The organism is Bacillus cereus ATCC 14579 (genome assembly GCF_000007825.1).
Taxonomy (GTDB): Bacteria; Bacillota; Bacilli; order Bacillales; family Bacillaceae_G; genus Bacillus_A; species Bacillus_A cereus.
In genome coordinates this window covers 2363527-2389834 of the sequence record NC_004722.1, presented here as the reverse complement: position 1 = coordinate 2389834, position 26308 = coordinate 2363527, and the positions used below count along the sequence as shown (strand labels likewise).

The window sequence follows — 26308 nt, the reverse complement described above, 5'->3', positions numbered from 1 at the left end:
ATTTATTTATTTTTCACTTCATTTTTATAAAAAGCAAATAATGGTTCGATGGATGGACTAGACAACAGCGGAATTGCCTTCTCAATCAATTTCCTATCCCAATCAAACCAACGCATTTCCATTAACATGTTTATTTCTGTATCAGTGAATCGTTTCTTTATTTCCTTAGCAGGATTTCCACCAACTATTGTATACGGTGGAACATCTTTACTTACGACAGATCCTGCAGCAACAATTGCACCTTCACCAATAGTAACGCCAGGCATTATTATAGCATTCATTCCAATCCAAGCATCACTTTGAATGACTGTATCGCCCTTTGGTTCATATGATTGTTTGATTTGCTCAGCAAATGGATATACTGTAATCCATTCTGAGTGATGATTATGATTACCACCCATTAAAATGACTACCCCACTTGCAATGCAAACATAATTCCCAATAATGAGTTTATCAAGATGCCATCCCATCTGTTCAATTGGATTGAAAAGTGCTTGAGACTTAGCATCTCCCCACAAATACCTTACACAGCCATCTTCAAAATTTTGATGGCTATAATAGCCTGAATAATAGGAGTACTCTCCTACTTCAATGAGTGGATTTGTTACTATATCTTTTATATACTTTGTTTCTGACCAATGATTAAATAATGGATACTTCATAACTTTATTCCTCGCTTCTAAGTATTATATATTTTGCTATTTACTTAGAAGCTTACTACGACTGCTACATTTTTTAGCTTTCTCAAACGACGAATCATTATCTTCAAGCCTTTCTTTTATACTATAAAAAAGCATAACGCAATATATTACACTAGTCAAATTGTGTAATTTTGAACACATCTTAAACAGCGTAATACTGCAATAGGAACGTGAAAACACTCTAACTTTGATCCAAATAATATATTGATTACATTTAGTTTATATTTTGTAAAAAAATTTTAATTGCCATGACAAAGCAAACAATAACCACTATTGGTCGTATTAATGACGTCCCTTTTGTAAGCACCATCTTCGCTCCAATATACGATCCTATAATTTGACCAAGCATCATAATCAACCCAATTGTCCAATCGATTTGGCCAAAAATAATAAAATATAACAAAGCAGCGAAATTACTTGTAAAATTCAAGATCTTAGCATTTGCAGTTGCTCTTGTAGCACTATATCCACATAAAAGAATGAATGCTAAAGCAATTAAACTACCTGTTCCTGGGCCGAAGAAACCATCATAAAATCCAAGGAATGGAGCCACTGTTAACGCAAACAACAACATACTTATTTTTCTCGGTCGATCTTCGTTTGCTATATTTGGAGATAATAGAAAATAAAGACCAATAATAATAAGTAAAAAAGGTAATATCATGATTAAATATTCTGCTCGTATCTGTAAAACAAGCCATCCACCCAAAACTGATCCCAAAAAGGTCATTAAGATGGACAAACGCATTTCTTTAAGATTAATTTCTTTCTTCTTAATAAAAAACACTGTTGCCATGAGAGTTCCGCTACTCCCTTGTAGTTTATTAGTCGCTATCGCTACAGAAGGAGACATCCCTACTAATAACATTATCGGGATAGTTATCATACCACCGCCCCCAGCAATCGTATCTATCCATCCTGCTAATACAGCTACTAAAAATAGTAGTATAAGTAATTCAATAGTAAAATCCATACAAAGAATATGGGAAGGCTTGAGCTATTATAACCCAAACCTCCCCATCGTCCCTCCTCTCTTTAAACTAGTTAATGATATCTGTAAAGTAACTTTCTTTTTGATCACGTAATCGACTGGAAACGTATTGTCTGCAAACAATTCTTCTTCCATATTTATTGTTTCCAATCGGGATTTTATATTCTTCCTCAGATAACCTTTCCCTACCATGAGTTACATTTGTTTGTTTACCATAGTATGAATTTGGTATAAGTAATAAATCTTCAGATGTAAGTGGAACCTTATAAGTAGGCGTTGTTCGTAAGAGTTCTAAAAACATGTCAAATTTCAATTTTTCTTCTTCACTTTCTCCCACATAAATCAATCTATTTTCTGCTCCATTCAAACAAGTTGCAATAATATCACCATTATCATCTAAAAATATAATTTGGTTTATTTCCCCTACAAATCCCGATATTTCACCATCAGCCATTCCTGCGATATGAGCAATAGGCATTTTACTTACCGCCAATATGTCATCTTTACTGAAGAAATTTTCTTCAAGATGCTTTTGAAGTAATTTTGGGGTTCCAATATGAGTTTGAGTTTTTAAATTTAACACTCCTTTTAATAAAAGAGCATCAACTCTAGTAAATTTGCCACAAGTAATTTCAGACACTATTCGTTCCACGGATTTATTAAGTCTATTTGATACAATTTCTAAATTCGTATTGAATGTTTTCAATCTTGCTTCAATATCTGATTGGTCTTTCATATCTGTATACACTGTGGCATCGTTATGTTGATAAAAGTTCCCGCCACCAGTGCTTGCACCGACATTTCGCAAAACTTCATCGTTGTTTAAAGGTGAAATGAGATGAAATCTATTTTTCCCTGCATGTTCGGATGGGTGAATTAAAGCATCATAATTAAAAAGTGTAGCAAAAAGCCATGTGACCCATTCTGCATAAAAATATTTTTTCATTCTATCGTGTTCGTCTTCGCCATAATTAAAACCTCTGCGATTTTCCCCAGGTAATAATGTTTCCATAGGATCACATGGAGTATTTTTAATAAGAGTAGGTGGTACGTTTCCACCACAATTCGCTATTTTTATTATATGTAGTAGGTTTTTCATATCTGAATTCGGATTTTTCTTTGAATAGTCAATCAAACAATTAAGCCACTCTTTTGAAAAATATGCTGCTATTTCTTGATCACAAGTATAAGGATTATGAGTTTTCAATTCATTTTCTATCAGATTCTTCATTTTATCCTTCAATACATTAGGAATGCTAATTTCTTCAATTTCTGTAATCTGCAGTATTCCTTTATTCATTATAAAACCTCCGTTGTTTTATTTTTTATACCCTATCTTCTATCAAACAAACTATCCATTTCTTTTTTGCTCCTTCGCTTTTCGTCAGAGCTATTAGAACTACCGATTTACAAATAAAAAACGTGGATTATAAGAGATTTCTTCTTAGGTACATTTCCCCGACGAACCTCTATTGAATGGGTAAATTTAATTTAAAAATTCCTTTCATTTTCTAAAGTTTTCCTAATTTTAAAATCAGAATTTTTAATACAAATATGTTAACATTAAAAATATAACACGAAACCAAAAAATGTAAATGAATAGTTTTTTTATAAAAAGTAGTCAGACTATTTATGAAGTAATTCGTACTCCATTGAACGAACTACGGCCCCTCAATTTTATTGATAACAATAAAAAAAACCCTAAATTGATAGAGGGATTTTTTTCAAGTATATTCTATTTTAAAGTTCTTACTTACCTTTTACCCCGCTATTTGCCGGGCAGTAAGACCCCTACTTCGAAATACAGCGGAAGCAAAGAAGTTAGGTGGGGGTCGGGCTGCCCATAAAAGCAAGATTGGTGAGGGCTGATAATCAGTGGGGATGAACAAAACTCCCCCTGATTAAAGTTTCACTTTATTTTAAAAGATATTGCTGTAACTTCTTTATTAACAGTTCCATCCCGTTTGGACTTACAATAATCTTCCCATTCGCTAACGAAATATTGCTGTCTGAAATATCCCCTGTAAGTGCACAAGCTCTTGGAGATTGATATTTTCGTAAAATAATCTGGTCCTCTTCTATAAACATTTCAAGAGAATCTTTTTCTACAATTCCTAAACTCCGTCTTATTTCCATTGGAATAACAATACGCCCCATGCTATCTGCTTTACGAGTAATTCCTCTTGATTTCATAAAATGCCACCCTTTATATTTATCTAATATTACGGTATTTATTTTAGCAATAAACAACAATTAGGAATAGTTCGTATTACAGTACTTTTTTTAGAAATAAATAACAATTAGGAATAGTTTATGTTAGAATTCTTTCTTGTTTATTCTTGATTTTTAATATATTTTTCCTTGATCATTTTTATATATTGTTTTCTTTCAGTTAGTTCAAATATAAATAATGCTTTTTTTATGTCTGTTAAACCAACTTCATTAGAGTGCTGAACTTTCAATAAAATTGCACCTTTTTCAAAAAATAATTCACCTAATAAGTATAAAGTATTCATATTTATCGCTAATTTTATACCTATTTCACTATACTTTATTGCTTCTTCATATTGATTTGCAAGGTGTAAACATTTTGTTAACGTATGAATGAGTCTTAATTTGATTTCTTTTTCTCTAGGAAATTCTATCTTATTAAAATTAATTAAACTTTGTTTTAATATATTTATACTTTTCTCATACTCTTCATTTTCTGCATGTATTATAGCAATTGAATTCATTATGCTTATTTCTTTTTCTGATAAAAAGTTACTACTACTTAAGGTTTGTTTTAGTGCTCTATTTAAAATGTCAAAGGCATTACTTGTTGCTCCATTTACATAATATATAGCAATCGCTTCATGCCATAATAGAAATTGTTTATCTTCTTTTGATTGAAAATTATTCTCATCTTTCTCTTTTTTTACTATTTCGTAAAGCTCATTATATTGTTTTTGTTTCACACAATCTCTCATTACACATTTTACATTTTCAATATATTTTATTTTTTTATTTTTGGTTAGTGCGAATATATAATTTGGATCAATACCAAGTCTTTCAGATAATTGATACAACAATATGCTAGATGGATAAATAATACCTTTTTCTATCTTACTAATTTGACTTTGTGAACATATTCCATGACATAATTCAGATTGTGACATGTTTTTTTTCTTTCTAAGTTCTTTAATAATAATACCAAGATTGTAGAATTCCATCTTTCCTCCCTCAAATGTAACACTTTATGAGTATAAGAATATTTCCCAACTTTTAATGTAATGTAAAATTAATATAGTTACAATTACTAATTATATGGATTTATAGTTTCTTTTACAAACTTGTATTACAATACGAGAAATTATTAAAATATGGTTCACTAATAATTAATGGGAGTTTTATCCCCCCACTGATTATTAGTCCACTCCAGGCAGGCTTTTACAGGGAGTTCGACTTCTTTGCCACATCTAAATTTTGAGGTGGGAATCTTACTATCCGCAAATAGCCTGATTAAAATAAATATGATTTTTCACCTTTATTTCTTTTAATAGTTTCTTTTGATTTTTATATAAATAATTTCGAAGGAGCGTATTTTATGAAAAGAATGTTGACCGAAAGAGAGTTAGAAGTAGCTATTTATGTAGCAAAAGGATATACAGATGCAGAAATTTCCAAAAAAATATATGTTACCCCTCGAAGAATTTCAACGATAATTAATCATATTAAAGAAAAATGGCATATTAATTCTAGAGTGGAATTAGGTATTTTAGTTTATCATTATGGTTTTATAGATGCACCCTTATTTTCAAATAAAAAAATTCAGCTATGTAAAAAGGTTGTACAATAGATAGCGGAATATAACGAGTTTAAATTGCAAATAAAAATAGAAGAGCAGACAAATTTTTATTATTTGGTTTACTCCATCACTTTTTAAATTTCATACATTAATATAAAAAGGTTAGAGAATTAACTTCTCTAACCTTTTTATATACACTATTAGGTTTCAAACAGTAAAGATGCCCTAATGCTACCATTGATCCTGTTCCCTATTCAACCCTGTATAAACACAAAAAAGAATCAGACATTACCACTATTCAAAACCAGTTACAATTCTCTCTTTCATTTTCTGTAATACTTCACTGCTCAATACTTTTTGACCAGTAGGAAGTTTTAATATGGCAGCGGCACCTTTACTAAGGTATATTTCTTGATCATTATTTTGATTTACTACCAATATTCCTTGCCCTTCAAATTCGAAATAACTAATATCTTTTGTTTCATTTGTATTATTTTTTATTGCTTTATATAATCCATATAAATCTTTACTTCTATTTTCTCCGCCCGTTCGAATCGGTTCAGTATCATTCGCAACAATCAGTCCTTCTGGCTGCTCACCCTTTATAATAAACCACAGCTTTTCATTTGTTGGTAATAGTAAATGCTTAAATTCAGAGCTATTTAAAATTTGCTGTGCTGGAATAGTTGCATAGATTGGTAATGAAAATGGAGATGTTGTTATTTTTTCAAAACTTAAATTTTCAGAAGAACCTCCCTTACTATATTGATAATCTTTTAATGCGATCGATTGTACTGATTCACTTTTATTTTTTGATGCATAACTAATTTTACTAGCAAAAATAATAACGGTCATTAAGCACATGCACGGTATCACAAGCTTAAGTAGTTTTCCCATTTATGAACCTCCGCTTTTAATATTATTAGTTTGCATGGATATTATAAACAGTTTCACTCCACCAAAAATTACTATTGTTATGGAACGTACTGAAATTATGATTATAATGATCACCATACCAAGGGTCCATGTATGTTATATAATCTGTTCCATTTGTCCCTTTATAAAACCCATCAAGTACTAAAAAGTGTCCGATGTTAGCGCCATTTTGCCACATAATGAGTGCAATCATCGGCTGATTACTATTAATTTGACTTTTGAACCAATCATACGATTTTGCTCCAGAACTTATAGCTGAGCTAACCCCATATCCGGATAATCCATATTGTATTTCACGTGAAGTTGCAGGATTATTATATGATCCACCCTTAACATACCTAACGTACTGATCTTGTGAAGGAGTTTTTCCAAAATAATTTAAAACTGAAACCGAAGTGCCTGCCCAACACCAATTTGACCTTTCTTGTAATATGTTAGGTACAGATAATTTACGATCTATTGATGTATTTGGAGGATTTCCATTAATATACGCTGACGTTACATATACTTTTTTTCCATCTTTAAAATAATAAAACCAACGATTATCTAAATTTCCTGTCCAGTAATCTTTAACCGCTTCACCATACTCCCATCCTTTAAAAGATACTGTTGTATTTCCGGGAATCACATCTACAATATTTGCATTCAAACTTTTTGCCTCTCTAACATTTACATTCAATGGAGCTGTTGTTCCTGAAAATTCAACTTCTTCTGCTATTATTTTCTGAACACCAATAAAACTAAATGTGAAGAACAATAAAAACATACAAACAATAAAATGCTTTCTTTCCTTCATTTCTCCACCCCTTCATCAGTACTAAAAAACATCAACAATTCATCCTTATTAATTGTTCAAGCTTAATATTACATACTAACGAAAAATGACTTCTCATAAAGTGAAACTTTGATCAGTAGTGGTTTTATTCATCCCCCACTGATTGTTAGTTAAACCAATCGGGCTGCTCGGCAAATAGCGGGATAAATTCCAATACAAAAAAGGAGCCTATAAATTTTTATAGGCTCCTTTTTATTTCGTCGTTATTACTTAGCTAATTCTTTTGTACCCTTCATTACATCAATGAAGAATCCCCAGTTATTCACTACAGAAGAGATACTGATATGTTCATCTGGAGTGTGGACGTTAAAAATGTCTGGTCCGAATGAAATTGCATCTAATTCAGGCATTTTTTGAACGAATGCGCTACACTCAATCCCCGCATGCACAGCGAAGATTTCAATTTCTTTATTGTATTTTTCTTGATGCACTTTTTCAAATAAATTACGAATTTGTGAGTTTGGATTGTATGGCCATTCTGGATACTCTGACTCTATTTCAAATGTAGCACCAACTAATTCAGCAATATATTTGATTTCTTCTGCAACATGTTGTTTTAAACTACTTACAGAACTTCGCACTTCGTTACGTAATTTAATTTCATCTTGCAACGTTTCAATAACGCCTAAATTTGTTGAGCTTTCTACAAGACCTTTAATATCCATGCTCATACTTTGAATGCCATTTGGAATTAAGAATAATGATGAAATAAGCTGCTTTTGTGTCTCTTGAGCAAATACTTTTTCAACTGTTTCATCCAATTTTGTCAGTGTAACATGAACATCTGGATCAACAGCACGCATTTCTTCTTGTAATACACGTGTCCATGATTCTAGTTTTTCTTCTACTTGTCCTACATCTTCTGTACGAATTAAAAGTGTAGCTACACTTTCACGCGGAATTGCATTCGTTTTTAATCCGCCGTGAACTTCACTTATGTTAAACTCCGTATGTGCCGATAAATCACGTAATACTCGTCCTAATACTTTGTTCGCATTACCGCGTTGTTTATCAATTTCCATACCAGAATGTCCGCCTTTTAGGCCACCAACATATAGACGGTATGCATCCATATTCGCTGGCGTTTCATCCCAAATTACGGGAATTGTTTCAACAGCTTTCGCACCACCTGCACTACTTACAAGTAATTTATGATCTTCTTCAGAATCAATATTTATAAATATCTTTCCTTCAAAATGATTTGGATCAATAGCAAAAGCCCCGCCCATTGTCGTTTCTTCTTCAGTAGTGATAACGACTTCAAGTGCTGGATGCGGAATTTCTTTCGAATCTAATAAAGCTAATGCATACGCAACTGCAATACCATTATCAGCACCTAAAGTTGTTTGATTTGCATATAACATGTCCCCAATGATTCGTAATTCAATTGGATCTTTTTCAAAATCATGTACTGTTGCTTGATTTTTTTCGCAAACCATATCCATATGACCTTGAATAATAATAGCTGGTACATTTTCATAACCAGTTGTTGCTTCTTTTTTAATAATGACATTTAATGCTTCATCTTGAATGACTTCTAAGTTACGCTCTTTTGCAAAGCCCACTAAATAATCACTAATTTCCTTTTCATTACCTGATCCTCTAGGAATCTTTGAAATTTCTGCAAAATGATAAAATACAGGGTGCTTTGTTAATTGTTCTAAGGTAGAATACATTTTTCAAGCTCCTCTCCAAATGACAAAATAATATGTAAGTCTCATATCATTATACCATGATTCATTATTTTACCTTTGTTTTAACTTTTATTGTTCATTTTATGTACAACAATCTTACAATATTGTAAGGGCGTTGTAATCTATATCGATTTTTCTCATTTAATAATAATCGTATACTTTTTAAAGAAACACATTAAAGGAGATAAAGAAAATGAAAAAGTTTTTAGCAATTATTACACTATGTTTATTATTTTTTAGTTTTACTATTGGCTGTGAGAGAGCGTCACTAAATAGAATTGGTAAAGATGTATATTACATGCAGATAAAAGGCGAAGGAACTATCGAAAAAGTAGATGGTAGAAACTTACGAAACTATACGCTGCCCGCATATGATGAAGATGGTGTCAAAAAACAAATTACATTTAGAAGTACAAAAAAAGAAAACGACCATAAATTAAATAAATACGCGTTTTTACGCCTTTATGTAGATCAAGATGATAATAGCAAAAATGAAATATCATCAATTGAAGTAAAGTCCTATGAAGAGATTCAGAAAGCAGATTTACCTGAAAAAGTAAAAGATAAGTTTACTATTAAATAAAAAAACAAAAGAAAATGCTCTATGCATTTTCTTTTGTTCTTTTCACCTGTATATATTTTGAACTACTATTATTCATTAGTTTCTCTAACCGATTTATATTCTCCGTTAATGCACCTTTCACAAGAGAGAAATCTGTATTGGATTCTTCTTTTTTTTCTTTAAAAAACGAAGACTTTTGCACATTGACTTCAGCCATCTCTTCTCCCCCTTTTCAAAAAGATACAACCTTTTATTTATATTATATAGCAAATGTAGAAAGAGTGTACACTTATGATTTTCTTTTTAATTCTTCTTCTAATTCTTCTACTTGCTGCAACGTATCCCCTTTTATTAAAGAGAAATCTGTTGTATCTTCGTTACCTTCTTTAAAAAAATCATTGTCATAATCTTTTACCACTACAATCACCTCTACATGCTAGTGTAGGAATGATTGTCCAATTTTATTCAACTTTGTCGGATTTTGTTTTTAATTTATGTATAGAAGAAAAGGACAGAAAAAGATTCTGTCCTTATTTACTAAAATAACTATGATGTATTGTTAAATTATATACATTTTCAAAATCCCGATCTTGCAGGTTATTTTTCTTTCCATCAATAACAATGAAAACGTCACTTACGATTTTTGCTGGTATAATCCCGACATTTTCTACTTGCACCGCTTTCTGCTCATTCAATTGCTCGATATGTTCTAACGGAACGATAATACTAAATTGCGAGCGAATACCACGAAAGTTTGTATTTAACTCTTTCGCGGCTTCAAAAACAACAATTTTCGCGCCAATCTTTTCCCCATATGAATCTAAAAATGCATTTAAGCTCTTTGTATATTCCTCTTCCGTATGCCATTCCATCGTACCGAATACTGCTGGATTAACATTTTGAATAATTGTCGTGTATATTTCCCCTCTCGCTTTAGATGCAATTAATGATCGTTTTATTGATTGAACTGTCTTGCCAATATCGCTAAATTTCGCACCCCATATTTCTGAAATATTAGGCGTTAAAATGAACGCAATATCAACAAAAATAACCATTGCAGTAAACATTAAAAGATTTTTCCAGAGGGTTAAATCAATTCCTTTTATCATGAAATACACGGTGACAGATATGATAAACAAACCATACCAAGTCTTTCTAATACGTTGCTTTTTCTCCTCGTACAACTCCTCATTTTTCCAATAAAAGAAAACAAGGACTACAAAAACAATCGCTAAAACAAATAAGCCAATTCGAATGTTAGAGATCATTAATCACATCACCCTCCATTCAAAAACTACTCACGATATCATTACATGCGCAAGCTGCTCTCTTTATGACAAAAGACGTGGACAAGCTTCTAAAATTAGCTACATCGCATATATATTAGAAAGTACCACGTCTTTTATCCTGTTATTTGTGGGAAATAAGACCCCTACTGATTAAAATTTCACTTTACCATGAGTCTATATTGTATATGTAGACAAGCATTCATTTCAAATTTTCGTATTAAAAAGAAATATGTTTCGGAATTTCCCCTTCAGGTACTTCTCCATCCATACTTAAATAATAATGACGAATCGGACGTAAGTTTTCGTCTAATTCATAAACAAGCGGAATGCTAGTGGGAATATTTAATGAAACTACACCATCACTTGAAAGGTTGTCTAAATATTTTACTAGCGAGCGAATTGTGTTACCGTGTGATGAAATAATTACTTTATTACCACTTTTTAATGTCGGCGCAATTTCTGAATGCCAATAAGCAAGTACTCTCTTCTCCGTATCCTCTAAACATTCAGTTAATGGAAATTCACCTTTTTTGAGTGTTTTATATCTTGGATCGGTCGCTTCATATCGAGGATCGTCTTCAGTAAGAGCCGGTGGTCTTACATCAACACTTCTTCTCCAAATATGAACTTGCTCCTCACCATATTTTTGTGCAGTTTCATCTTTATTCAGCCCTTGCAATGCACCATAATGTCTTTCATTTAGCTTCCAAGATTTATGTATTGGAACCCAAGTAAGATCCATCTCATGAAGTACAATCCATAACGTCCGAATTGCGCGTTTTAATACTGATGTATAAGCCACATCAAAAGTATATCCGTTTTTCTTTAATATTGCTCCTGCTTCTCTCGCTTCACTTAATCCATTCTCTGATAGATCAACATCTGTCCATCCCGTAAAGCGATTTTCAAGATTCCATAAGCTTTGTCCGTGACGAATAAGTACAAGTTTTATCATTATAATTCCCCTTTCGGAAATGTGAATTTTATTGTTCCATTGCGTACACGTATAAAGTATCTAGTAATGTATCTTTTTATCCATTCACTCTATGACCAAATCATAGTTGCCAAATGTATGGATAAAATTTGTTCTTTTTCAAACGATAAAAACAGAAGTTTTTTCATTATTTTTGATCGACTGGTATTTCACGTTTGGATATCCAAGCATCAAAACCTGATCGGCTATTTGCCATTTCATTCATAACTTGGTGCCAATTGTCCTCACATGATTCACCAAATTTTGAAAAAATAGCACCCATTTGTTGTCTTTGTACATCACTCAGTTTTTTCTCTAAATCTGTACCTTTTTCTGTTAAAGACAACTGTTTCACACGTCGATCATGCATAGCTTCATTACTCTCAATTAAGCCCTTTTCCACAAGTTGACGTAGCGGTCCGTGGAGAGCTTGTTTACTTATTTCTAATAGTGATAATAACTCATTTACACTTATCCCTGGAAAACGTGCGATAAAAAATAAAATTCGATGATGTACTCGTTGAATGCCATATTCTTTTATAATTTCATCTGGCTTTTCAGTAAATGTTTTATATGCAAAATAAAATAATGCTAATGCCTCATTCATCTGTTCTTCTTTATGTTGTGTCATCTACTTTCCCCCTGTATGTAAATTATACCACAATCTAGTAATGAATATTTTAATCAACGCATTAGAACTTATTTAGTCTATTGAAACATTCATTGCACAATTAGGAGATGATTCATTTGAAAAAACAATATACTGTAAGTACATATTTATTGGATAGACTACATGAATTAGGAATTGAACATATATTTGGGGTTCCTGGTGATTATAATCTTGCCTTTTTAGATGATGTGGTAGCACATGAAAATTTAAAGTGGATTGGCAATTGTAACGAATTAAATGCTGCATATGCAGCAGATGGGTACGCTCGCATAAAAGGAATCGCTGCTCTTATTACTACTTTCGGTGTCGGAGAATTAAGCGCCATTAACGGTATTGCTGGCTCATATGCAGAAAACGTGCCAGTTATAAAAATCACGGGTACGCCACCAACAAAAGTAATGGAAAATGGAGCAATCGTCCATCATACGTTAGGCGATGGAAAGTTCGATCACTTTTCCAATATGTATCGAGAAATCACTGTGGCACAAACAAATGTAACACCTGAGCATGCAGCTGAGGAAATTGACCGTGTATTACGTGCATGTTGGAATGAAAAACGCCCTGTTCATATTAATTTGCCAATTGATGTGTATAATAAACCAATTAATAAACCGACAGAACCTATTATAAATAAACCTATTTTAAGTAATAAAGAAGCATTAAATAAAATGCTTCTACATGCCATTTCAAAAATAAATAGTGCCAAAAAACCTGTTATTTTAGCTGATTTTGAAGTAGATCGATTTCACGCTAAAGAAAATTTACATCAATTCGTAGAAAAAACTGGGTTTCCCATCGCGACGTTAAGTATGGGAAAAGGAATATTCCCAGAAAAACACCCTCAATTTATAGGGATTTATACTGGTGATGTAAGTTCTCCGTACTTGCGAAAAAGAATTGATGAATCTGATTGTATTATTAGTATTGGTGTGAAGTTAACTGATACTATTACAGGCGGCTTCACACAAGGTTTTACAAAAGAACAAGTTATAGAAATCCATCCCTACACTGTGAAAATTATAGATAAAAAATACGGTCCAGTTGTAATGCAGGATGTTTTACAACATTTAAGTGATTCAATTGAGCATCGTAATAAAGATACCCTTGACGTTAAGCCATTTATTTTAGAATCCTCACCTTTTACTGAAGAGTTCATTCCAAAAGCACAAATGGTCACACAAAAACGTTTTTGGCAGCAAATGTACCATTTCTTACAAGAAAACGACGTCTTAATTGTAGAGCAAGGAACACCTTTCTTTGGTAGTTCTGCTATCCCTCTACCTAATAACACTGCATATGTAGGACAACCGTTATGGGGATCTATCGGATATACACTGCCCGCTCTACTTGGTACACAGCTCGCCAATTTATCACGGCGCAACATTTTAATTATTGGTGATGGTTCTTTCCAAGTAACTGCCCAAGAGTTATCAACTATATTACGTCAAAATTTAAAACCAATTATATTTTTAATCAATAACAACGGATACACTGTTGAACGTGCCATTCACGGCCAAAACCAACTTTATAATGATATACAAATGTGGGATTATAATAAACTATCAATGGTATTTGGGGCAGAAGAAAAAAGTCTAACATTTAAAGTAGAAAATGAAGCAGAATTAGCAGCAGTCTTAACAAATATAACTTTTAATAAGAATCAACTTATCTTTATTGAAGTTATAATGAGCCAAAGCGATCAACCTGAATTGTTAGCTAAACTTGGAAAAAGATCTGGTCAGCAAAATTCTTAATATAAAAGCATAACCTAATTATACAATTGGTAGTGTAAAACTTGTTTTGAGAATAGTTTCGACACTCAAAATACATAAGGAAAAGGATGGAAAGCACCATCCTTTTCTATTTTAAGAGCGTTCTTCGACTAACGCCCCGTGCGACAAGCAAAAATTCTTAATCCATCTTTAACTTTATAGCTTTTGTCGCAATAAATGTTTTAATATGCTTATCTAATATCCTTGTTCCACCAAAATCATCCTCATAAAAACCTGTTATAGCAAAACCAGCTTCAATTTGGCCTTGGATTTGGTCTTCTAAAGTATGCGCATATTCTATTGTTTGATTTGAATCGATGTAATCTTGAACTTCATCCTCTGGTAAATAATCCAATGTTGATGAAGGAATTGAATGTTTAACATCAAGAATACCTTTTTGCTCTTGGTTATCATCAAAAATCCATAGTAACGGATTTGTAAATCCAGCAATAAGAATACCTTTATTCTTTAAAACCCTAGAAACTTCATTCCATACAAGATGAACATCTTTTACAAACAAAAATAAGCTACGCTTTTTCTTTTTTATTCAGCAAGAGTTAACTGCCAAGATACACCATACTTATCATTTAACCAGCCAAACTTTTTACTAAACGGATAAGAACCTAAAGGCATAAGAATTGCTCCATCCTGCGCTAGTTTATGAAAGACCGTATCAATTTCTTCTTCTGTCTCACAAGTTACATAAAGAGACATAGCTGGAGTGAATGTAAAATTATGATTTACATAACTATCAATACACATAAACTCTTGGCCATTTAGCGTAAAAGTTGCATGAATTACAGTTCCCTCTTTACCAGGTCCATTTTCATCATAGCGAGAAATACTTACAATTTCTGATTGATCAAATAGCGACGTATAAAAATTCATTGCTTCCTCAGCTTTGCCCTCAAACATTAAAAACGTAGTAATTTTTTGATTTGCGTTACTCATATGGAGACAGCCCCTTGTTATGTATTTATGTAAAACATACGTCACTCAAAAACCGAACGTATATTCCCATGAATATATTGTCTATAAAAACGATGAGTTTGTCAATTATCTACTTTATTATTTCTTCTTAAATAATGCTGTCCAAAGAAATGATTCTCCAAACATTTCATTCGGTTGTTTCATTTGTTTCATCCTTCTAATCTCAATTACCTCTAATTCTTTAAATATCTCTCTTAACTTTTCTTCCGAGTATGCAAGACCACCTTGTAGACTCCATTCTCTATATACGTCCCAATCTGTTATTTCTGATCCATTTCGCTCATCTAAATCGCCTGCTGCAAAACATGTTAATCCGAAATAACCACCCGATTTTAATGAGTTTTTAATTAAATCCACATAATTTATTCTTCTATGCGGTGGAATGTGATGCAAACAGCCCGAATCATATACAAAATCAAATTCGTTTTGAACCTCTAAATTAAAAATTGAATCACAAATAAAATGAATTTCTACCCCTTTTGCCAATGCCCTTTCTTTTGCCCAGTTAATGCCTTCTACAGATAAATCCACTGCTGTTACATCAAATCCTTCATTCGCTAGATAAATTGCATTTCTACCCGGACCACATCCAAGTTCTAATACTTTCCCTTTTAAAACTCTCTCTTTTTGTATATAAGAAACTAGATTCTCATCTGGAACATTTTCAAAAAACGGAACATCCTTTTCTCTATTCTCATAAAACTCATTCCAAAATGGTTCAGCAGGTCTTAATAATGAATCAAGCATTTTTAAAATATCTTCTTGTGTGTGTAACATTTCAGTTTTCATTAATACCCCTCCATAAATTAATAGTCAGAAAATTATTATATATCTTTTCGAACTTTCAAACAAAGAAAAAACTCCTATATTCAATAGGAGTTTTTGTCTTTAAAATCCGAGTACAGCTAACCATTTTAACAATTTCTCTTCTCGCGCTTTTAAATCATCATTCCTAAACTTGCCTAGTTGTATTTCACTAACAACTTCTCCGTCCTCCATAAAAAGAACTCTTTCTGTTTTCTCTGCTACCTATACAACATGAGTCACTTAAGAAGGTTACTTTGCTGAAAAATAAAGCCGATTTCGTTAAGGGATATTTTTGCTAACGCCTCTTCTTTCATACATGTTATTTCATACAATCATACTTTTCTAATAAAATAACGCTTTTGTTCACTTTTTTGATACATTTACGAAACATTCATGTGTTACCTTCATTAAGTTCTTTTCTTTTTATAATGTCGTGTGAGATATACCAACAGAGGAAGCCCTAGATCCCCTAATCCTAGGGCTTTTTTATAAGAATTTTATACATTTTATTATTTCCACTAACTCTTTAAATTGTATATACATAATATAAAATTTTCATGTTGTTATATTTTTTGATGGCCTCTTATCTTTCCTTAAAAGGCTTTTTTTCAAATAACGCTTTTATTTAATTTATATTTAAAAAGTTCCTTTTCATAAAGACTTCCCTTATATGCTATACTCATTCTTAAATAATTGTATAAGGAATGTTAAAAATGGATGATAGATCGTCAAGACAATGGAAATTGCGACAAAAGTTAAGAGCACTGAAAACCAAAAACAACAATGACACAAACCCTTTGTTTAGTGAATGCCTTGAATCCCTAGGAAACGAAACTCTCATTTTCTCCCAAGAAAAAAGCCAGCAGATTGCTATTATTTTAATGAATTCATTTCCTATAACTGTCTCGGGAAGAATAGATTGGGAACAGATAGATAACCAATTCATAGCTTCGAACAAAGAACAACTACTTTCCCTTATTAGAGCAAACCAACTAGATTTTGACGAACAGATTTTTATAATATGGGATAACTATGAAATCCCTGTAGTAAGTACAAATCTTGATAAAGTATTCCAATCACTAGTTGACGTTGATGCAGTCAGTTTTTATTACTGGATATTAGACAAAGAATATAGATTCGTAATTGAAATAAATGATAAAGAATTGATTAGGATTGGGTTTCGCTAATACTCTAAGCATATTTCCTCATTCTACTAATCTGCAAAATTTAAATTGTATTATTTATCAAAGACTTAAAATATACGAATGTCACGTAAACCGATTGGTGTTAATCATGTTTATGTTTATAATTACGTTGATTTGGATAACTTGCATTTATAAAATGTAAATGTTTTACAAATTCAAGTTAAACAAACATTGTTATATCAAGGTTTGTTTGACCTAACATGTTATATTCTTGATACTAAGACGGTTTTTATGAGCATTTCGTATAAGTGTGATTTAACTGATTAAGACTATTTTTAAAAACGACATATCAGCGATAATTTATGTCTATTCTGTATAAGTGTTAGCAAGATCGTTTGCAAACTTGTTAGCACTTTTTTAAAACTTAAACCAGAGGAGATTCATACAATTTAGTAACAATGTAAAATTGTATTTATCAAGGATAAACCATTTAACAAATAGTTTGCAGCACTAAATGATTTACAAAAGAATACCCATCAATACACTACGAATAAAAATAATCAGCTAATCGAGGGAATATAATTATTTTTATTTAATTCGCACTTGTACTTCTTGTTCTTGTATTACTTGAATGATTAACTCCAATACAATATTTTGTATTAACTGATGCTCATTATCATGAAGTTTACTTTGTTCTGATATGTATTCAATACATTGATATATATACCCTTCTACCAATAAGCTCCCTTTTTCAACTGTAAGTGTATTTTGCTCATTCTTTTTTACCTTTGGTATTAAAAATTCGGTTTTTGTCAAAATAATCTCCTGTTCAACCTCTTTTATTCCAATCACTTTTTCTTTAAATACAACCTTTTCTCGCAAACTAATTTCACCTTTATATCTTCCTATTTCTATTGGTAGTTTCGCTGTAATAAAATTATTTACGTCTTCCCCATTTTCACTCTCTAATATTATACTGTGAATAGGAATCCATGAAGATGCCTCTACCTTATTCTCTTCTTTATTCCCTTTATTTTTTTGGTTATATAATTCAAAATGAATTCTCTTCTCATGAAGATTTAAAGAAACTAATTTACAATAACTATCCGAATAATATTGTTGCACTGTAGTTAATAACTTACAATCTAATTCACGCCCTTCTACACCTTTTTCATTCCTAAATACAAATGCTTCTTGATTTTTAATATTTATTTTTGGAAATATTTTAAAACTAGTTACTTCTGAAAAAATAGAAAATGGAGTTTTGACCACCAGTGAGCGTATTAAAGGCCCTATTTGTGATCCAGACGCTTTACCTTCTTTCTCTAATTTTGATGCTACATATTCTCCCTTTAATTCAGGTGGTATTTCTTCTTTTCCCCCTCTTTTTTCGTGTAAATTATCTTGTATATTCAGTTTTTTATACTTGTAAATTTCATCCCATATCCCCTTACCAATCCATGGATTTTTCATCACCATCCCCCCGTCTGATGAAATTCAAAAAATTTGTTTTTTGTATGTGACCATTTCATCATTATATATGTTGTATAAAAATAAAAAAGAAATTGTCTTTTTAACAAAGACAATTTCTTTTTATTTTTATAGTGCTACTTGTACTTGTTGTACTTGTAAAACTTTTAAAGTAAGATCTAGTACAATTTTTTCACGAAGCGTATCAAATGGTTCGTTTAGGTTTGTAGGACAAGGTGAAAAGTCTAATTCAAAAAATTGAGCGCTTACTAATTCACAATATGGTTGTTCGTTATAAAAAACTGCATTTTCAAAGAAATATTTGTCTAGACGTGGTAAATCACCGTTTTTAGGATTTATAAAATGAGAAGTAGTGTCCGAAGAAGAAGCTACTAAAGCTAATGATAGAAAATCACCTTCTGTCAGATCTGCAAAACCAGAAAATGGAACATTTGCAATACGATCATATAGAACTCCATTACACTCGTCATTTGCATATTCAATATTTTTACGAATATAGCCTTGTACAAATAATTTCGCTCTTGTAACTCGTCGGTAAGGTGTACCTGGTACTGGTACAAATGCTACAGGCACTAACTTACATTGTGTTAAAAATACGTTTTTTAAGATGCGTTTAATTTCGACTGCTGGAGGCTCTAATGAAATATCAGACTCTACAACAATTTGAAGCGTTCTTTCAGCTAATACAACTGGAATCTTTACAATAGGTGCTCCTGGAGTAACAATTGGTGTTGCAGTCTCATCACTTAATGGTGTTTGGGTTTGTCCCGCTACCTGACATGGTACATTAATTGGACATTGTTCGCTCATGTTTTATGCTCCTCTTTTTATAAGATTTTAGAGTTTATGAAATTTTCAAACTCATAATACTTGTATATGTCTTTCTTCTACTAATGTTTGGGTTCTATAGTAGCCTTTTTAATCATTATCATTAAGTTAGTATAATCTAATCATTTTTATTGAAAATTCTGAAAATTAATATTTTTAGAGGAATACAAATTCTGTTTTCAACGTATCTCGCAGATTCGGTAAAATTATGAAGTCTTTATTACATGAGTTATCTTGAATTTAATTTTGGATATCACGATATGAACATGGTTACCAAATGATGATTTTTATTTTTATCAAGCTATATATTCGTAAAAAATCGCTTTACATATACTGAAGTTTTATTTGTTGTTACATAAAATCTTTTACCTATTCAATTTTGAAATATACATTCAAGACAGTATACTCCAAAATAAGAAATTATTTTAAATTAGAATATTTTCTTTGATAAATGTGTGTTGATTAATTTCATAATCAGTAGTTCTATCCACTCTCCCTTAAAAATTAGCATAGTTTTTATGAATTCTATATCTAGTAGAAAGCTCTCTATCATATAAAAGTATAATAATAGGTTAATAAACAAGCAGTTTTTTTACTAAAACATAGAATAATACTGACCCTAATTGAAGGGAGGTATAAAAGATTTCCTGGAATAATGATTGCTGAAAATTTAAAGACAAGCACCATTGTGATGACGATAAATTTAGATATATTATTTAAATAATTTGTGTTATAGTTTCAAATGTTAATTAATTACAATATTTTTCAAAAAGAGTATACATAGTCATATAAATCATGTTATTTTGGATAGTTTGTTCTTTAAATTAGGAATTAAATAAAGAATTATAAAAACGCGCTAGGTACAACTAAGAAAGAAACAGGATAAAGAATAAGTCATATTACCTGTAGTAATAACACTAAGTGAATTGCACCTCTTATAAGTGACTTGTGTATCTCTTACTGCGTTTGAAGTTAATTGCCAATATTTCGTGTCGTTCTTCTACAAGACATTGCGTAAAACCGTTTGGTTACCAATTCCACCAACGTAATCTTCAACATCTTTCATTCACTTCATTAAATTGTCCTGTTGCTTGATTTTGTGCTTCTTGAACTTTTTTATTCAACTCTGTTTTTGTGGTTTCAATATCTTTGTTGACTTGCTCTAAGGTATCTTCCTTTACTTTGTCCATATCAGGAACAACCGACTCCCAATTGCCATTCTTCCATAATTTGAGGATGCCAGGCTTGCCGTTTGAAATATCTAACCATAAGGTTTTTCCATTTTCTAAACCGATTGTCGGTGGTTTTGCGCTTTCAATAATTTTTGTTTGATAATTTTTAAGGTTTTCTTGTACTTTTTCTGCTAACTTTTTTGCTGCTTCTGATTCCTTTTTCACAACATCAACTTGTTCATTTGTCTCTTTCACAAGTTCTTCCAACTTATCTAACAAGCCTTTATTTGCTTTTCCAGCTAGACTGCCCATAACTTGGGCATACATGTGATCTAACAGACTTCTCGTATCTTCTACTTCTTTAAAATCAACAAAATAATATTTATCATTTGCCGCATTTGTATCACATTCATCCGCTGCGATAAGACGTGCTTCTAAAAACAAAGGTGGCGTAAATTTTGTATCTTTGAAATGGACAATATCGCCCTTATTTACTTTTTCATGAGATAAACCAAATATCTTTTCTAATGCAATTGGAGTTACTTCATACTGTACAGTGCTATTAATACGTTTCTTTAGTTCCGCTTCCGTTAGTTGTTTTAATCTTTCGGCTGACATATTTTGATCTTCTGTTTGTGGACTATAGATGTCATATTTGTGTGAACCATCTTCTGTCCAACGTTGTAAGGCATCTGCATCAGCGACGTATAACTTCCCACCGTTAATCTTTTCAAAAGTTAGATACTCACCTGTTTCTTCGTTTACTTCAACAGTAAAATCCTGTAGCGGTTCTTTTAAACTTTTCCTAGCCACTCCGCCATGCCATGTACTACCTGCACCAAAGTTATCTATAACAAAGCGCTCACTATCTGACTTTAGAGTTCCTGTGTTTTCACCTTCGTTAGTGTTTGGACCATTTTGATTCCAACCAACCATTGTTTTCATTTCATCGTGCATAACAAGCTGTTCTTTCTCGACTGTTCGTTCTTCCACAGAAACAGGGTATCCCATACGAAAATGTTGAATTTCTTCTTCCTTTTTTCGTGAAATATCAATAAAAGTAGAGGGAGTTTCTACCTTAACTATGAACGTAGGATCAGAATATTTACTCTCATTATTCGATATATTTGTAATTAATCTACTTCCTTGTAATTTGAAATCTATTTTTCTCCTTGGGCCTAGTTTATAAGGCATTGGACAAATGAATTTTAAGGTGCCTTTTCTTAAACTCATAAAATTATCAACATTAAAATCTTCATCAATAACAGCTATATATGTTCTATCTAGTTTTGTATCAAAAGTTAGCTCGGTTGCTTGTTCAGTAATTAACCATGTCGCTATTTCTTCTTTTAACGTTTCTAAATCTGTTCCATCTGGAACGATAATTCCCACAGAGACAGAAAGTCGACGAGGATCTGTTTCCATTCCTAATAATCTTGCGCCTGGATATCCAGGCGTGTTTAAGAATTTACGTTTTAGAGGTTCCCATGTTGGCGGGCTCCATCCTCTTTCTAGTTGGATATATTCTTTTCGTTGATTGTTGAATGTAAAAGAGCTCATTTTGACACTCCGTTTTTTTATAAAATAAAAGAAACCCAAACCTAAAAGGCTGAGTTTCTCTTTTCTTCTCTTTCTTGATACTCGGTTGTATAGCCGATAAGTACCGCGTGCCACGTCTCTTCCTTCTAAATTTACGGGTACTTCAATAAATCTCCACCAAGCATTGGAATAACTCCACCGCCAGATGATCCGAAAGAATTATTAATGACTTGATTTGATACACTATTTGTCATGGCTTATCTACTGTTTGACATACTTCCATATACACCACTCATGACGGTCTTTAATCCTCCTAATTGGCTTGCGGAAGTAGCCATCATACGGCTTATATTATCCATTAATTGATTTTATAGATTATAAAGGTATATTATGAGTTGTGTTTTCCGCCACTTCTCACAATACAAATATATCACGTTAACTCCAAAACGACCGGCACATTTCCTGCCAAAAAACGGCCATAACCCTTTCACTTTTTATTATCTGATTTACATATAATTACAATGAAAAATGCAATTATGCTCACAAAAGAAGGGATTATTTTTAATCCCTATCTTTTGTGATTGTAGTATTTATGAAATTAGAGCTATCAAAGAGATGTATATCAATAAAGGCTGATGTTAGTTTTCATCTTTATCATTTTCTGATTTCGTAGCAGTATCTTTAAAAAAATCACCTGCTAAATTAAGTAGTTTCTTTCCACCTTCACTATTCAAAAGATTCATTAAAAATACCGGATCTTGAACCTTTTGAATAAGAGCTTGCATAAATACGGATTTAGCAACACCTAATATCTCTGTCGAAGTTATTTTTATATTAAAATATGGAATATTAATTTGGAATGGCGAATAATCAGATGAATTATTTTTCTGTTTTTTTAATGTTTCATCAGTCGTTCCATTGATTGCTTCATTGGTTGTTTCATTATTCGTTTTGGAAAGTGTAACAGCTTCGGCCGCTATTATTCGACTTTTCTTCTGAGTTACTTCGGTTATTGGAATAGATGAAGTTTGATACGAAACATTTTTATTAAAATATGGGCTAGATCCCATTTTTTTCTCCTTTCATAACGAACACATTATATATTCTAAACATATATTAAACTATATTAATGAAGGATTACTTCACACTACGTGAAGCAACCCTTTATTTATTCTTGGTGATATAAGAAGGTTGTTACTTAAAAACCACCATATCCGCACCAGCTTGCACCAACGATAATAAGCAAGATAAACAATACGATTAGTAATGCAAATCCTCCGCCATAACTACCACAACCACTTCCATATCCTTTTTCTGCAGCCAAGATACACTCCTCCTCTCTAGAAAAAAATGAAGTTCATAAACTAGCAAAAACAAGCAGCGCCAACGATAATAAGCAAGATAAACAATACGACTAGTAATGCAAATCCTCCGCCATAACCACAACCACTTCTATATCCTTTTTCTGCAGCCAAGATATTCCCCCCCGATCCTATAACAAAGATGCGTTTCATAATAACTAACAGAAGTTCTATTAATTTAACTCGTAATGAAAACAAGCTAACAGAAAAATAATTTTTCATTGCAGTCATGTTGTACTTGCTTATCACTACACTGACACTATATGTATTGGGCTGTAAACGGTTATGTGCTTTTATATCAACTTTTCCATTTTTGAGGAAAATGTCATTGACCATTTTTAAAATCGTTATATTTATATTAATAATTTTATAACCCACATTTAAATTTAATCATTCGTATCTTTTTCTCTACTTTGACGATTTGAAATCATTATCTTCTTAATCCATACTATTTTCACTAAGTAATTAATATATTATTTCAAGTTCTCTATGACTTACCCATATCTTATATTGTGTGTAACTGAACCCTTTGCTGAATCCCTTGGTATCATTGAATTTATAACACTTTCTTTTTTGAGTTACATAGTACAAAATTTATGAGTAACTGTAAGGAATACCACCACATTGCTACCAAGCTAAGAATATGAATTTTATCAATCCATGTTTTTCGTTTGCATATTGGCTAGTATAGAACAAAAGGTTATCAAATGCCGAGGGAACTCTCAGCAGATGATAACCCTTTGAACTAGCGTATCAATAATTTAATTAGATAACCTCACAAATATATTATTGAACCACCCCAAATACATTAATTTCAGCGGCACTTGTCCATGGATTGTTGTTTACCTCGCTTAATGCACGTAGTTTAATATAACGACCTGTCTTGTTTACAAAGCTGACCTCTTTCAAGTTAATATTGTTTGCAAAAGCACCTATGGATACCGCTGTTCCCCAGTTTACTCCATCACTACTGACGTAAAACTCATAGTCCTTAATCGTTCCATTTATTTGGCCGTCTTGCCTTGGCAAGTAGCTGAATTTGGAGAGGTTATAAGTTGCACCTAAATCAATTCGAATCTCGTGCGGCATTGGAGCTACGGGGCTCCAGTTTGTATGCCAAAATGTGTCTTTGTTTCCATCAAAGGCATACGTACCTAAATTGTACCAATTATAACTATCTATATATTTTAGTGTCCAGTTTGTTTGCGGAATTAAACTAGCTTCTTTTGTTGTGACTGCTACATTCATAGCAGAATTACTTGTACTTGTCGTTGTAATCGTTACTCCTGATTTTTCTCCCGTGTAGGTATTACTATTCGGATTAGTGTCTGGACCAAAGGTAGCAGCATGATTTTGATTCGTGTAATAGAACGGGTCTTGGTATTCACTGACTGATTGTTCTATATCAATGAAAGGATGCGGATCACTGGAATTATTATTCATGGATTCATCAATATGCCAAACTGCAATACCACCAGAATTTGTTGGTAAGCTCGCATCATACCCAACCTTTGCGCGATTCTCAACTAAAAAATACGTATTATCCTTTAAAGGAATCTTTAACACATTATAATTATTTGGGATAGCATTTAGAGTAAAGTTATTAGTGGTATTTACTACATTTGGTGTTACAAATCCTAATTTTACTTTTGACCAAGCATCCATATGACCCGGTGTAGCTCCATAATCTTCTCCTTGTAGACTATTCCAAGATCCATTACCCATTATACTTAGGCTACCCACACGATTATTATCACCATATAGATCTGGCAGGCCAAAGGAATGACCTAACTCATGAGCAGGGATACCAATTGTTGCCATATGACCATATTGTTTTTCACCCTGCGCCGTATACATGCCTGATACCGTAACACCATCGTGATTTGTATTTGGAGCATACGACTGATGTGCCCAAATATAAGGAAGTGGAGCACCAGGAGCAGCCTGTTCATTACCAGCAAGAAAACTTACAATGTAGAAGCCATCTTTAGAGTCAATGACTTGATCATTATTAGTATCAAGACTAGCAAAATCCACTTGAGAATCAGCTTTAGCCAGTGCATCTGTTATAACCGTACCCATACTTTTTCCCGATGTACTCGGATGAGCGTAATCTAATTTCACTTTAACCACTCCATCATTTTGAGTACCATATGTTTCAGGAGCTGGAGTTATCTGTACTTTTCCGTTACTTACTTCATTATAGTAATTCTTAACTGACTTTTGATTTGTAGAAAAGAATTTGTTACTCCAGTCGTTATCGTTATATGCAATATCAACATCTGTAAACCCAATTAACAAAACAAGTAATTTTTTGGTTCCTACAACTGGAGTGACAGTTCCATCAATATTTTTTGGTGATTCTTTTTGTAATTTATTCATGTGCACCTGTTTTTTCTTTGCTTGAGGGTTGTATTTTTTTATCCACTTATTCAAATTGTCCTCATTTAACGCCATTGAAGGCTTCTTATCGATTTTATATTTTGTACCCGTTGATATCAGTTCATCTGATGTAAGCTCAGCGTAATTCCAATATCCCTTCTGATCTTGTAAAAGTATGTCGCCATCCTTTGTACTTACCCAGTGGAACCATTCATCTCCATGTAACGTGCCTTCAAAAGTTTCGCCTGACGGCTGCTTCATTTTGACAACTCCCTCGTATGCTGGTGCGGCAAAAGCGTTCGTTTGAACATACAAAACACAAATCAAAGAAAAAACGAACATGAACAGGAACTTTAAAATTCTTTGCATAAACATTCCCCCTT

General features: G+C 32.3%; 26 protein-coding genes and 3 pseudogenes. 4 read left to right on the top strand and 25 right to left on the bottom strand.

What is annotated here, in order from left to right; genetic code table 11:
* Window positions 1-2 precede the first annotated feature (2 nt).
* From BC_RS12245 to BC_RS12225, 5 genes are all read right to left on the bottom strand, one after another.
* A complete protein-coding gene (locus tag BC_RS12245; RefSeq protein WP_000876938.1) occupies window positions 3-662 on the bottom strand; it encodes a CatB-related O-acetyltransferase in 660 nt (219 codons plus the stop codon).
* Window positions 663-915: 253 nt separating this feature from the next.
* Window positions 916-1674 (bottom strand): TSUP family transporter, encoded by a 759-nt coding sequence (locus BC_RS12240; RefSeq protein WP_000347994.1) that lies wholly within the window; start codon window positions 1672-1674, stop codon window positions 916-918.
* A gap of 67 nt (window positions 1675-1741) precedes the next feature.
* Entirely contained in the window at window positions 1742-2992 is a 1251-nt protein-coding gene (locus BC_RS12235) for a hypothetical protein (RefSeq protein ID WP_001032357.1), read from the bottom strand.
* Between the two features lie 614 nt (window positions 2993-3606).
* Window positions 3607-3885, bottom strand: coding sequence for an AbrB/MazE/SpoVT family DNA-binding domain-containing protein (locus BC_RS12230; protein ID WP_000842216.1), 279 nt, complete (start codon window positions 3883-3885; stop codon window positions 3607-3609).
* Between the two features lie 140 nt (window positions 3886-4025).
* Window positions 4026-4904, bottom strand: a complete 879-nt coding sequence (locus BC_RS12225; RefSeq protein WP_000397979.1) for a helix-turn-helix domain-containing protein — start codon at window positions 4902-4904, stop codon at window positions 4026-4028.
* 374 nt (window positions 4905-5278) lie between these two features.
* Here BC_RS12225 and BC_RS12220 point away from each other — a divergent pair, with 374 nt between their 5' ends.
* Window positions 5279-5530, top strand: a complete 252-nt coding sequence (locus BC_RS12220; RefSeq protein ID WP_000827560.1) for a response regulator transcription factor — start codon at window positions 5279-5281, stop codon at window positions 5528-5530.
* A gap of 243 nt (window positions 5531-5773) precedes the next feature.
* Here BC_RS12220 and BC_RS12215 read toward each other — a convergent pair whose 3' ends face one another.
* The 3 genes from BC_RS12215 to pepD all read right to left on the bottom strand — a co-directional run bounded on the left by BC_RS12215 (window position 5774) and on the right by pepD (window position 8926).
* Window positions 5774-6376, bottom strand: a complete 603-nt coding sequence (locus BC_RS12215; protein WP_000517266.1) for a hypothetical protein — start codon at window positions 6374-6376, stop codon at window positions 5774-5776.
* 25 nt (window positions 6377-6401) lie between these two features.
* Window positions 6402-7211 (bottom strand): papain-like cysteine protease family protein, encoded by an 810-nt coding sequence (locus BC_RS12210; protein WP_000664546.1) that lies wholly within the window; start codon window positions 7209-7211, stop codon window positions 6402-6404.
* Between the two features lie 245 nt (window positions 7212-7456).
* Window positions 7457-8926, bottom strand: coding sequence for a beta-Ala-His dipeptidase (gene pepD, locus BC_RS12205; RefSeq protein ID WP_000287556.1), 1470 nt, complete (start codon window positions 8924-8926; stop codon window positions 7457-7459).
* 211 nt (window positions 8927-9137) lie between these two features.
* Here pepD and BC_RS12200 point away from each other — a divergent pair, with 211 nt between their 5' ends.
* Complete coding sequence (locus tag BC_RS12200) at window positions 9138-9527, top strand: YxeA family protein (protein WP_000713863.1); 390 nt, start codon at window positions 9138-9140, stop codon at window positions 9525-9527.
* Between the two features lie 19 nt (window positions 9528-9546).
* Here BC_RS12200 and spoIISB read toward each other — a convergent pair whose 3' ends face one another.
* The 5 genes from spoIISB to BC_RS12175 all read right to left on the bottom strand — a co-directional run bounded on the left by spoIISB (window position 9547) and on the right by BC_RS12175 (window position 12399).
* Window positions 9547-9723 (bottom strand): stage II sporulation protein SB, encoded by a 177-nt coding sequence (gene spoIISB / locus BC_RS12195; RefSeq protein WP_000852629.1) that lies wholly within the window; start codon window positions 9721-9723, stop codon window positions 9547-9549.
* Window positions 9724-9795: 72 nt separating this feature from the next.
* Complete coding sequence (locus BC_RS12190) at window positions 9796-9924, bottom strand: hypothetical protein (RefSeq protein WP_000237819.1); 129 nt, start codon at window positions 9922-9924, stop codon at window positions 9796-9798.
* A 112-nt stretch (window positions 9925-10036) separates the two neighbouring features.
* On the bottom strand, window positions 10037-10774 hold the full coding sequence (locus BC_RS12185) for a type II toxin-antitoxin system SpoIISA family toxin (protein ID WP_000624977.1): 738 nt from the start codon (window positions 10772-10774) through the stop codon (window positions 10037-10039).
* A gap of 238 nt (window positions 10775-11012) precedes the next feature.
* Window positions 11013-11750, bottom strand: coding sequence for a 2,3-diphosphoglycerate-dependent phosphoglycerate mutase (gene gpmA, locus BC_RS12180; RefSeq protein WP_000594152.1), 738 nt, complete (start codon window positions 11748-11750; stop codon window positions 11013-11015).
* A 166-nt stretch (window positions 11751-11916) separates the two neighbouring features.
* The gene (locus tag BC_RS12175) at window positions 11917-12399 is read right to left on the bottom strand and encodes a MarR family winged helix-turn-helix transcriptional regulator (RefSeq protein ID WP_000191888.1); all 483 of its coding nucleotides are present in this window, start codon (window positions 12397-12399) and stop codon (window positions 11917-11919) included.
* Window positions 12400-12506: 107 nt separating this feature from the next.
* Between BC_RS12175 and BC_RS12170 the strand changes: the two genes are divergently transcribed.
* Window positions 12507-14192, top strand: coding sequence for an alpha-keto acid decarboxylase family protein (locus BC_RS12170; RefSeq protein ID WP_002195513.1), 1686 nt, complete (start codon window positions 12507-12509; stop codon window positions 14190-14192).
* Window positions 14193-14349: 157 nt separating this feature from the next.
* Here BC_RS12170 and BC_RS12165 read toward each other — a convergent pair.
* From BC_RS12165 to BC_RS28435, 4 genes and pseudogenes are all read right to left on the bottom strand, one after another.
* A pseudogene (locus BC_RS12165) lies at window positions 14350-14730 on the bottom strand (SAM-dependent methyltransferase); the annotation flags it as partial.
* Between the two features lie 23 nt (window positions 14731-14753).
* Complete coding sequence (locus BC_RS12160; protein ID WP_000063587.1) at window positions 14754-15161, bottom strand: VOC family protein; 408 nt, start codon at window positions 15159-15161, stop codon at window positions 14754-14756.
* Window positions 15162-15278: 117 nt separating this feature from the next.
* Window positions 15279-15989, bottom strand: coding sequence for a class I SAM-dependent methyltransferase (locus BC_RS12155; RefSeq protein ID WP_000846112.1), 711 nt, complete (start codon window positions 15987-15989; stop codon window positions 15279-15281).
* Between the two features lie 99 nt (window positions 15990-16088).
* Window positions 16089-16229 (bottom strand): annotated as a pseudogene (locus tag BC_RS28435) (ABC transporter ATP-binding protein); the annotation flags it as partial.
* A gap of 491 nt (window positions 16230-16720) precedes the next feature.
* On the opposite strand from BC_RS28435, the gene BC_RS12145 reads away from it, so the two are divergent.
* Window positions 16721-17194: a hypothetical protein gene (locus tag BC_RS12145; RefSeq protein WP_000342725.1), complete on the top strand. Its 474-nt coding sequence runs from the start codon at window positions 16721-16723 to the stop codon at window positions 17192-17194.
* Window positions 17195-17740: 546 nt separating this feature from the next.
* Here the strand turns inward: BC_RS12145 and BC_RS12140 are convergent.
* The 8 genes and pseudogenes from BC_RS12140 to BC_RS12105 all read right to left on the bottom strand — a co-directional run bounded on the left by BC_RS12140 (window position 17741) and on the right by BC_RS12105 (window position 26294).
* Window positions 17741-18625, bottom strand: a complete 885-nt coding sequence (locus BC_RS12140; protein ID WP_000795503.1) for a BC_2427 family protein — start codon at window positions 18623-18625, stop codon at window positions 17741-17743.
* Between the two features lie 126 nt (window positions 18626-18751).
* A complete protein-coding gene (locus BC_RS12135) occupies window positions 18752-19453 on the bottom strand; it encodes a CsxC family protein (protein WP_001294982.1) in 702 nt (233 codons plus the stop codon).
* 1070 nt (window positions 19454-20523) lie between these two features.
* Window positions 20524-22203: a distal tail protein Dit gene (locus BC_RS12130; protein WP_011110097.1), complete on the bottom strand. Its 1680-nt coding sequence runs from the start codon at window positions 22201-22203 to the stop codon at window positions 20524-20526.
* Between the two features lie 41 nt (window positions 22204-22244).
* Window positions 22245-22550, bottom strand: a pseudogene (locus tag BC_RS12125) (phage tail tape measure protein); the annotation flags it as partial.
* 270 nt (window positions 22551-22820) lie between these two features.
* On the bottom strand, window positions 22821-23252 hold the full coding sequence (locus BC_RS12120) for a hypothetical protein (RefSeq protein ID WP_000535863.1): 432 nt from the start codon (window positions 23250-23252) through the stop codon (window positions 22821-22823).
* 128 nt (window positions 23253-23380) lie between these two features.
* The gene (locus BC_RS12115) at window positions 23381-23506 is read right to left on the bottom strand and encodes a YjcZ family sporulation protein (protein ID WP_000718601.1); all 126 of its coding nucleotides are present in this window, start codon (window positions 23504-23506) and stop codon (window positions 23381-23383) included.
* A gap of 40 nt (window positions 23507-23546) precedes the next feature.
* Entirely contained in the window at window positions 23547-23657 is a 111-nt protein-coding gene (locus tag BC_RS12110) for a YjcZ family sporulation protein (RefSeq protein ID WP_000718602.1), read from the bottom strand.
* 672 nt (window positions 23658-24329) lie between these two features.
* Window positions 24330-26294 carry a M6 family metalloprotease domain-containing protein gene (locus tag BC_RS12105; RefSeq protein ID WP_001188935.1) on the bottom strand — a complete coding sequence of 655 codons (1965 nt, stop codon included), beginning with the start codon at window positions 26292-26294 and terminating at the stop codon, window positions 24330-24332.
* Between the last annotated feature and the right edge of the window lie 14 nt (window positions 26295-26308).

What these genes read in the sequence shown, in the direction of transcription:
- BC_RS12235 (WP_001032357.1), bottom strand. Translation starts at nt 2,992, where the DNA reads ATGAATAAAGGAATACTGCAGATTACAGAAATTGAAGAAATTAGCATT.
- BC_RS12175 (WP_000191888.1), bottom strand. Translation starts at nt 12,399, where the DNA reads ATGACACAACATAAAGAAGAACAGATGAATGAGGCATTAGCATTATTT.
- gpmA (WP_000594152.1), bottom strand. Translation starts at nt 11,750, where the DNA reads ATGATAAAACTTGTACTTATTCGTCACGGACAAAGCTTATGGAATCTT.
- BC_RS12105 (WP_001188935.1), bottom strand. Translation starts at nt 26,294, where the DNA reads ATGCAAAGAATTTTAAAGTTCCTGTTCATGTTCGTTTTTTCTTTGATT.
- BC_RS12215 (WP_000517266.1), bottom strand. Translation starts at nt 6,376, where the DNA reads ATGGGAAAACTACTTAAGCTTGTGATACCGTGCATGTGCTTAATGACC.
- BC_RS12145 (WP_000342725.1), top strand. Translation starts at nt 16,721, where the DNA reads ATGGATGATAGATCGTCAAGACAATGGAAATTGCGACAAAAGTTAAGA.
- BC_RS12130 (WP_011110097.1), bottom strand. Translation starts at nt 22,203, where the DNA reads ATGAGCTCTTTTACATTCAACAATCAACGAAAAGAATATATCCAACTA.
- BC_RS12155 (WP_000846112.1), bottom strand. Translation starts at nt 15,989, where the DNA reads ATGAAAACTGAAATGTTACACACACAAGAAGATATTTTAAAAATGCTT.
- pepD (WP_000287556.1), bottom strand. Translation starts at nt 8,926, where the DNA reads ATGTATTCTACCTTAGAACAATTAACAAAGCACCCTGTATTTTATCAT.
- BC_RS12210 (WP_000664546.1), bottom strand. Translation starts at nt 7,211, where the DNA reads ATGAAGGAAAGAAAGCATTTTATTGTTTGTATGTTTTTATTGTTCTTC.
- BC_RS12170 (WP_002195513.1), top strand. Translation starts at nt 12,507, where the DNA reads ATGATTCATTTGAAAAAACAATATACTGTAAGTACATATTTATTGGAT.
- BC_RS12120 (WP_000535863.1), bottom strand. Translation starts at nt 23,252, where the DNA reads ATGGGATCTAGCCCATATTTTAATAAAAATGTTTCGTATCAAACTTCA.
- BC_RS12245 (WP_000876938.1), bottom strand. Translation starts at nt 662, where the DNA reads ATGAAGTATCCATTATTTAATCATTGGTCAGAAACAAAGTATATAAAA.
- BC_RS12185 (WP_000624977.1), bottom strand. Translation starts at nt 10,774, where the DNA reads ATGATCTCTAACATTCGAATTGGCTTATTTGTTTTAGCGATTGTTTTT.
- BC_RS12220 (WP_000827560.1), top strand. Translation starts at nt 5,279, where the DNA reads ATGAAAAGAATGTTGACCGAAAGAGAGTTAGAAGTAGCTATTTATGTA.
- spoIISB (WP_000852629.1), bottom strand. Translation starts at nt 9,723, where the DNA reads ATGGCTGAAGTCAATGTGCAAAAGTCTTCGTTTTTTAAAGAAAAAAAA.
- BC_RS12140 (WP_000795503.1), bottom strand. Translation starts at nt 18,625, where the DNA reads ATGAAAAATCCATGGATTGGTAAGGGGATATGGGATGAAATTTACAAG.
- BC_RS12230 (WP_000842216.1), bottom strand. Translation starts at nt 3,885, where the DNA reads ATGAAATCAAGAGGAATTACTCGTAAAGCAGATAGCATGGGGCGTATT.
- BC_RS12135 (WP_001294982.1), bottom strand. Translation starts at nt 19,453, where the DNA reads ATGAGCGAACAATGTCCAATTAATGTACCATGTCAGGTAGCGGGACAA.
- BC_RS12240 (WP_000347994.1), bottom strand. Translation starts at nt 1,674, where the DNA reads ATGGATTTTACTATTGAATTACTTATACTACTATTTTTAGTAGCTGTA.
- BC_RS12200 (WP_000713863.1), top strand. Translation starts at nt 9,138, where the DNA reads ATGAAAAAGTTTTTAGCAATTATTACACTATGTTTATTATTTTTTAGT.
- BC_RS12160 (WP_000063587.1), bottom strand. Translation starts at nt 15,161, where the DNA reads ATGAGTAACGCAAATCAAAAAATTACTACGTTTTTAATGTTTGAGGGC.
- BC_RS12225 (WP_000397979.1), bottom strand. Translation starts at nt 4,904, where the DNA reads ATGGAATTCTACAATCTTGGTATTATTATTAAAGAACTTAGAAAGAAA.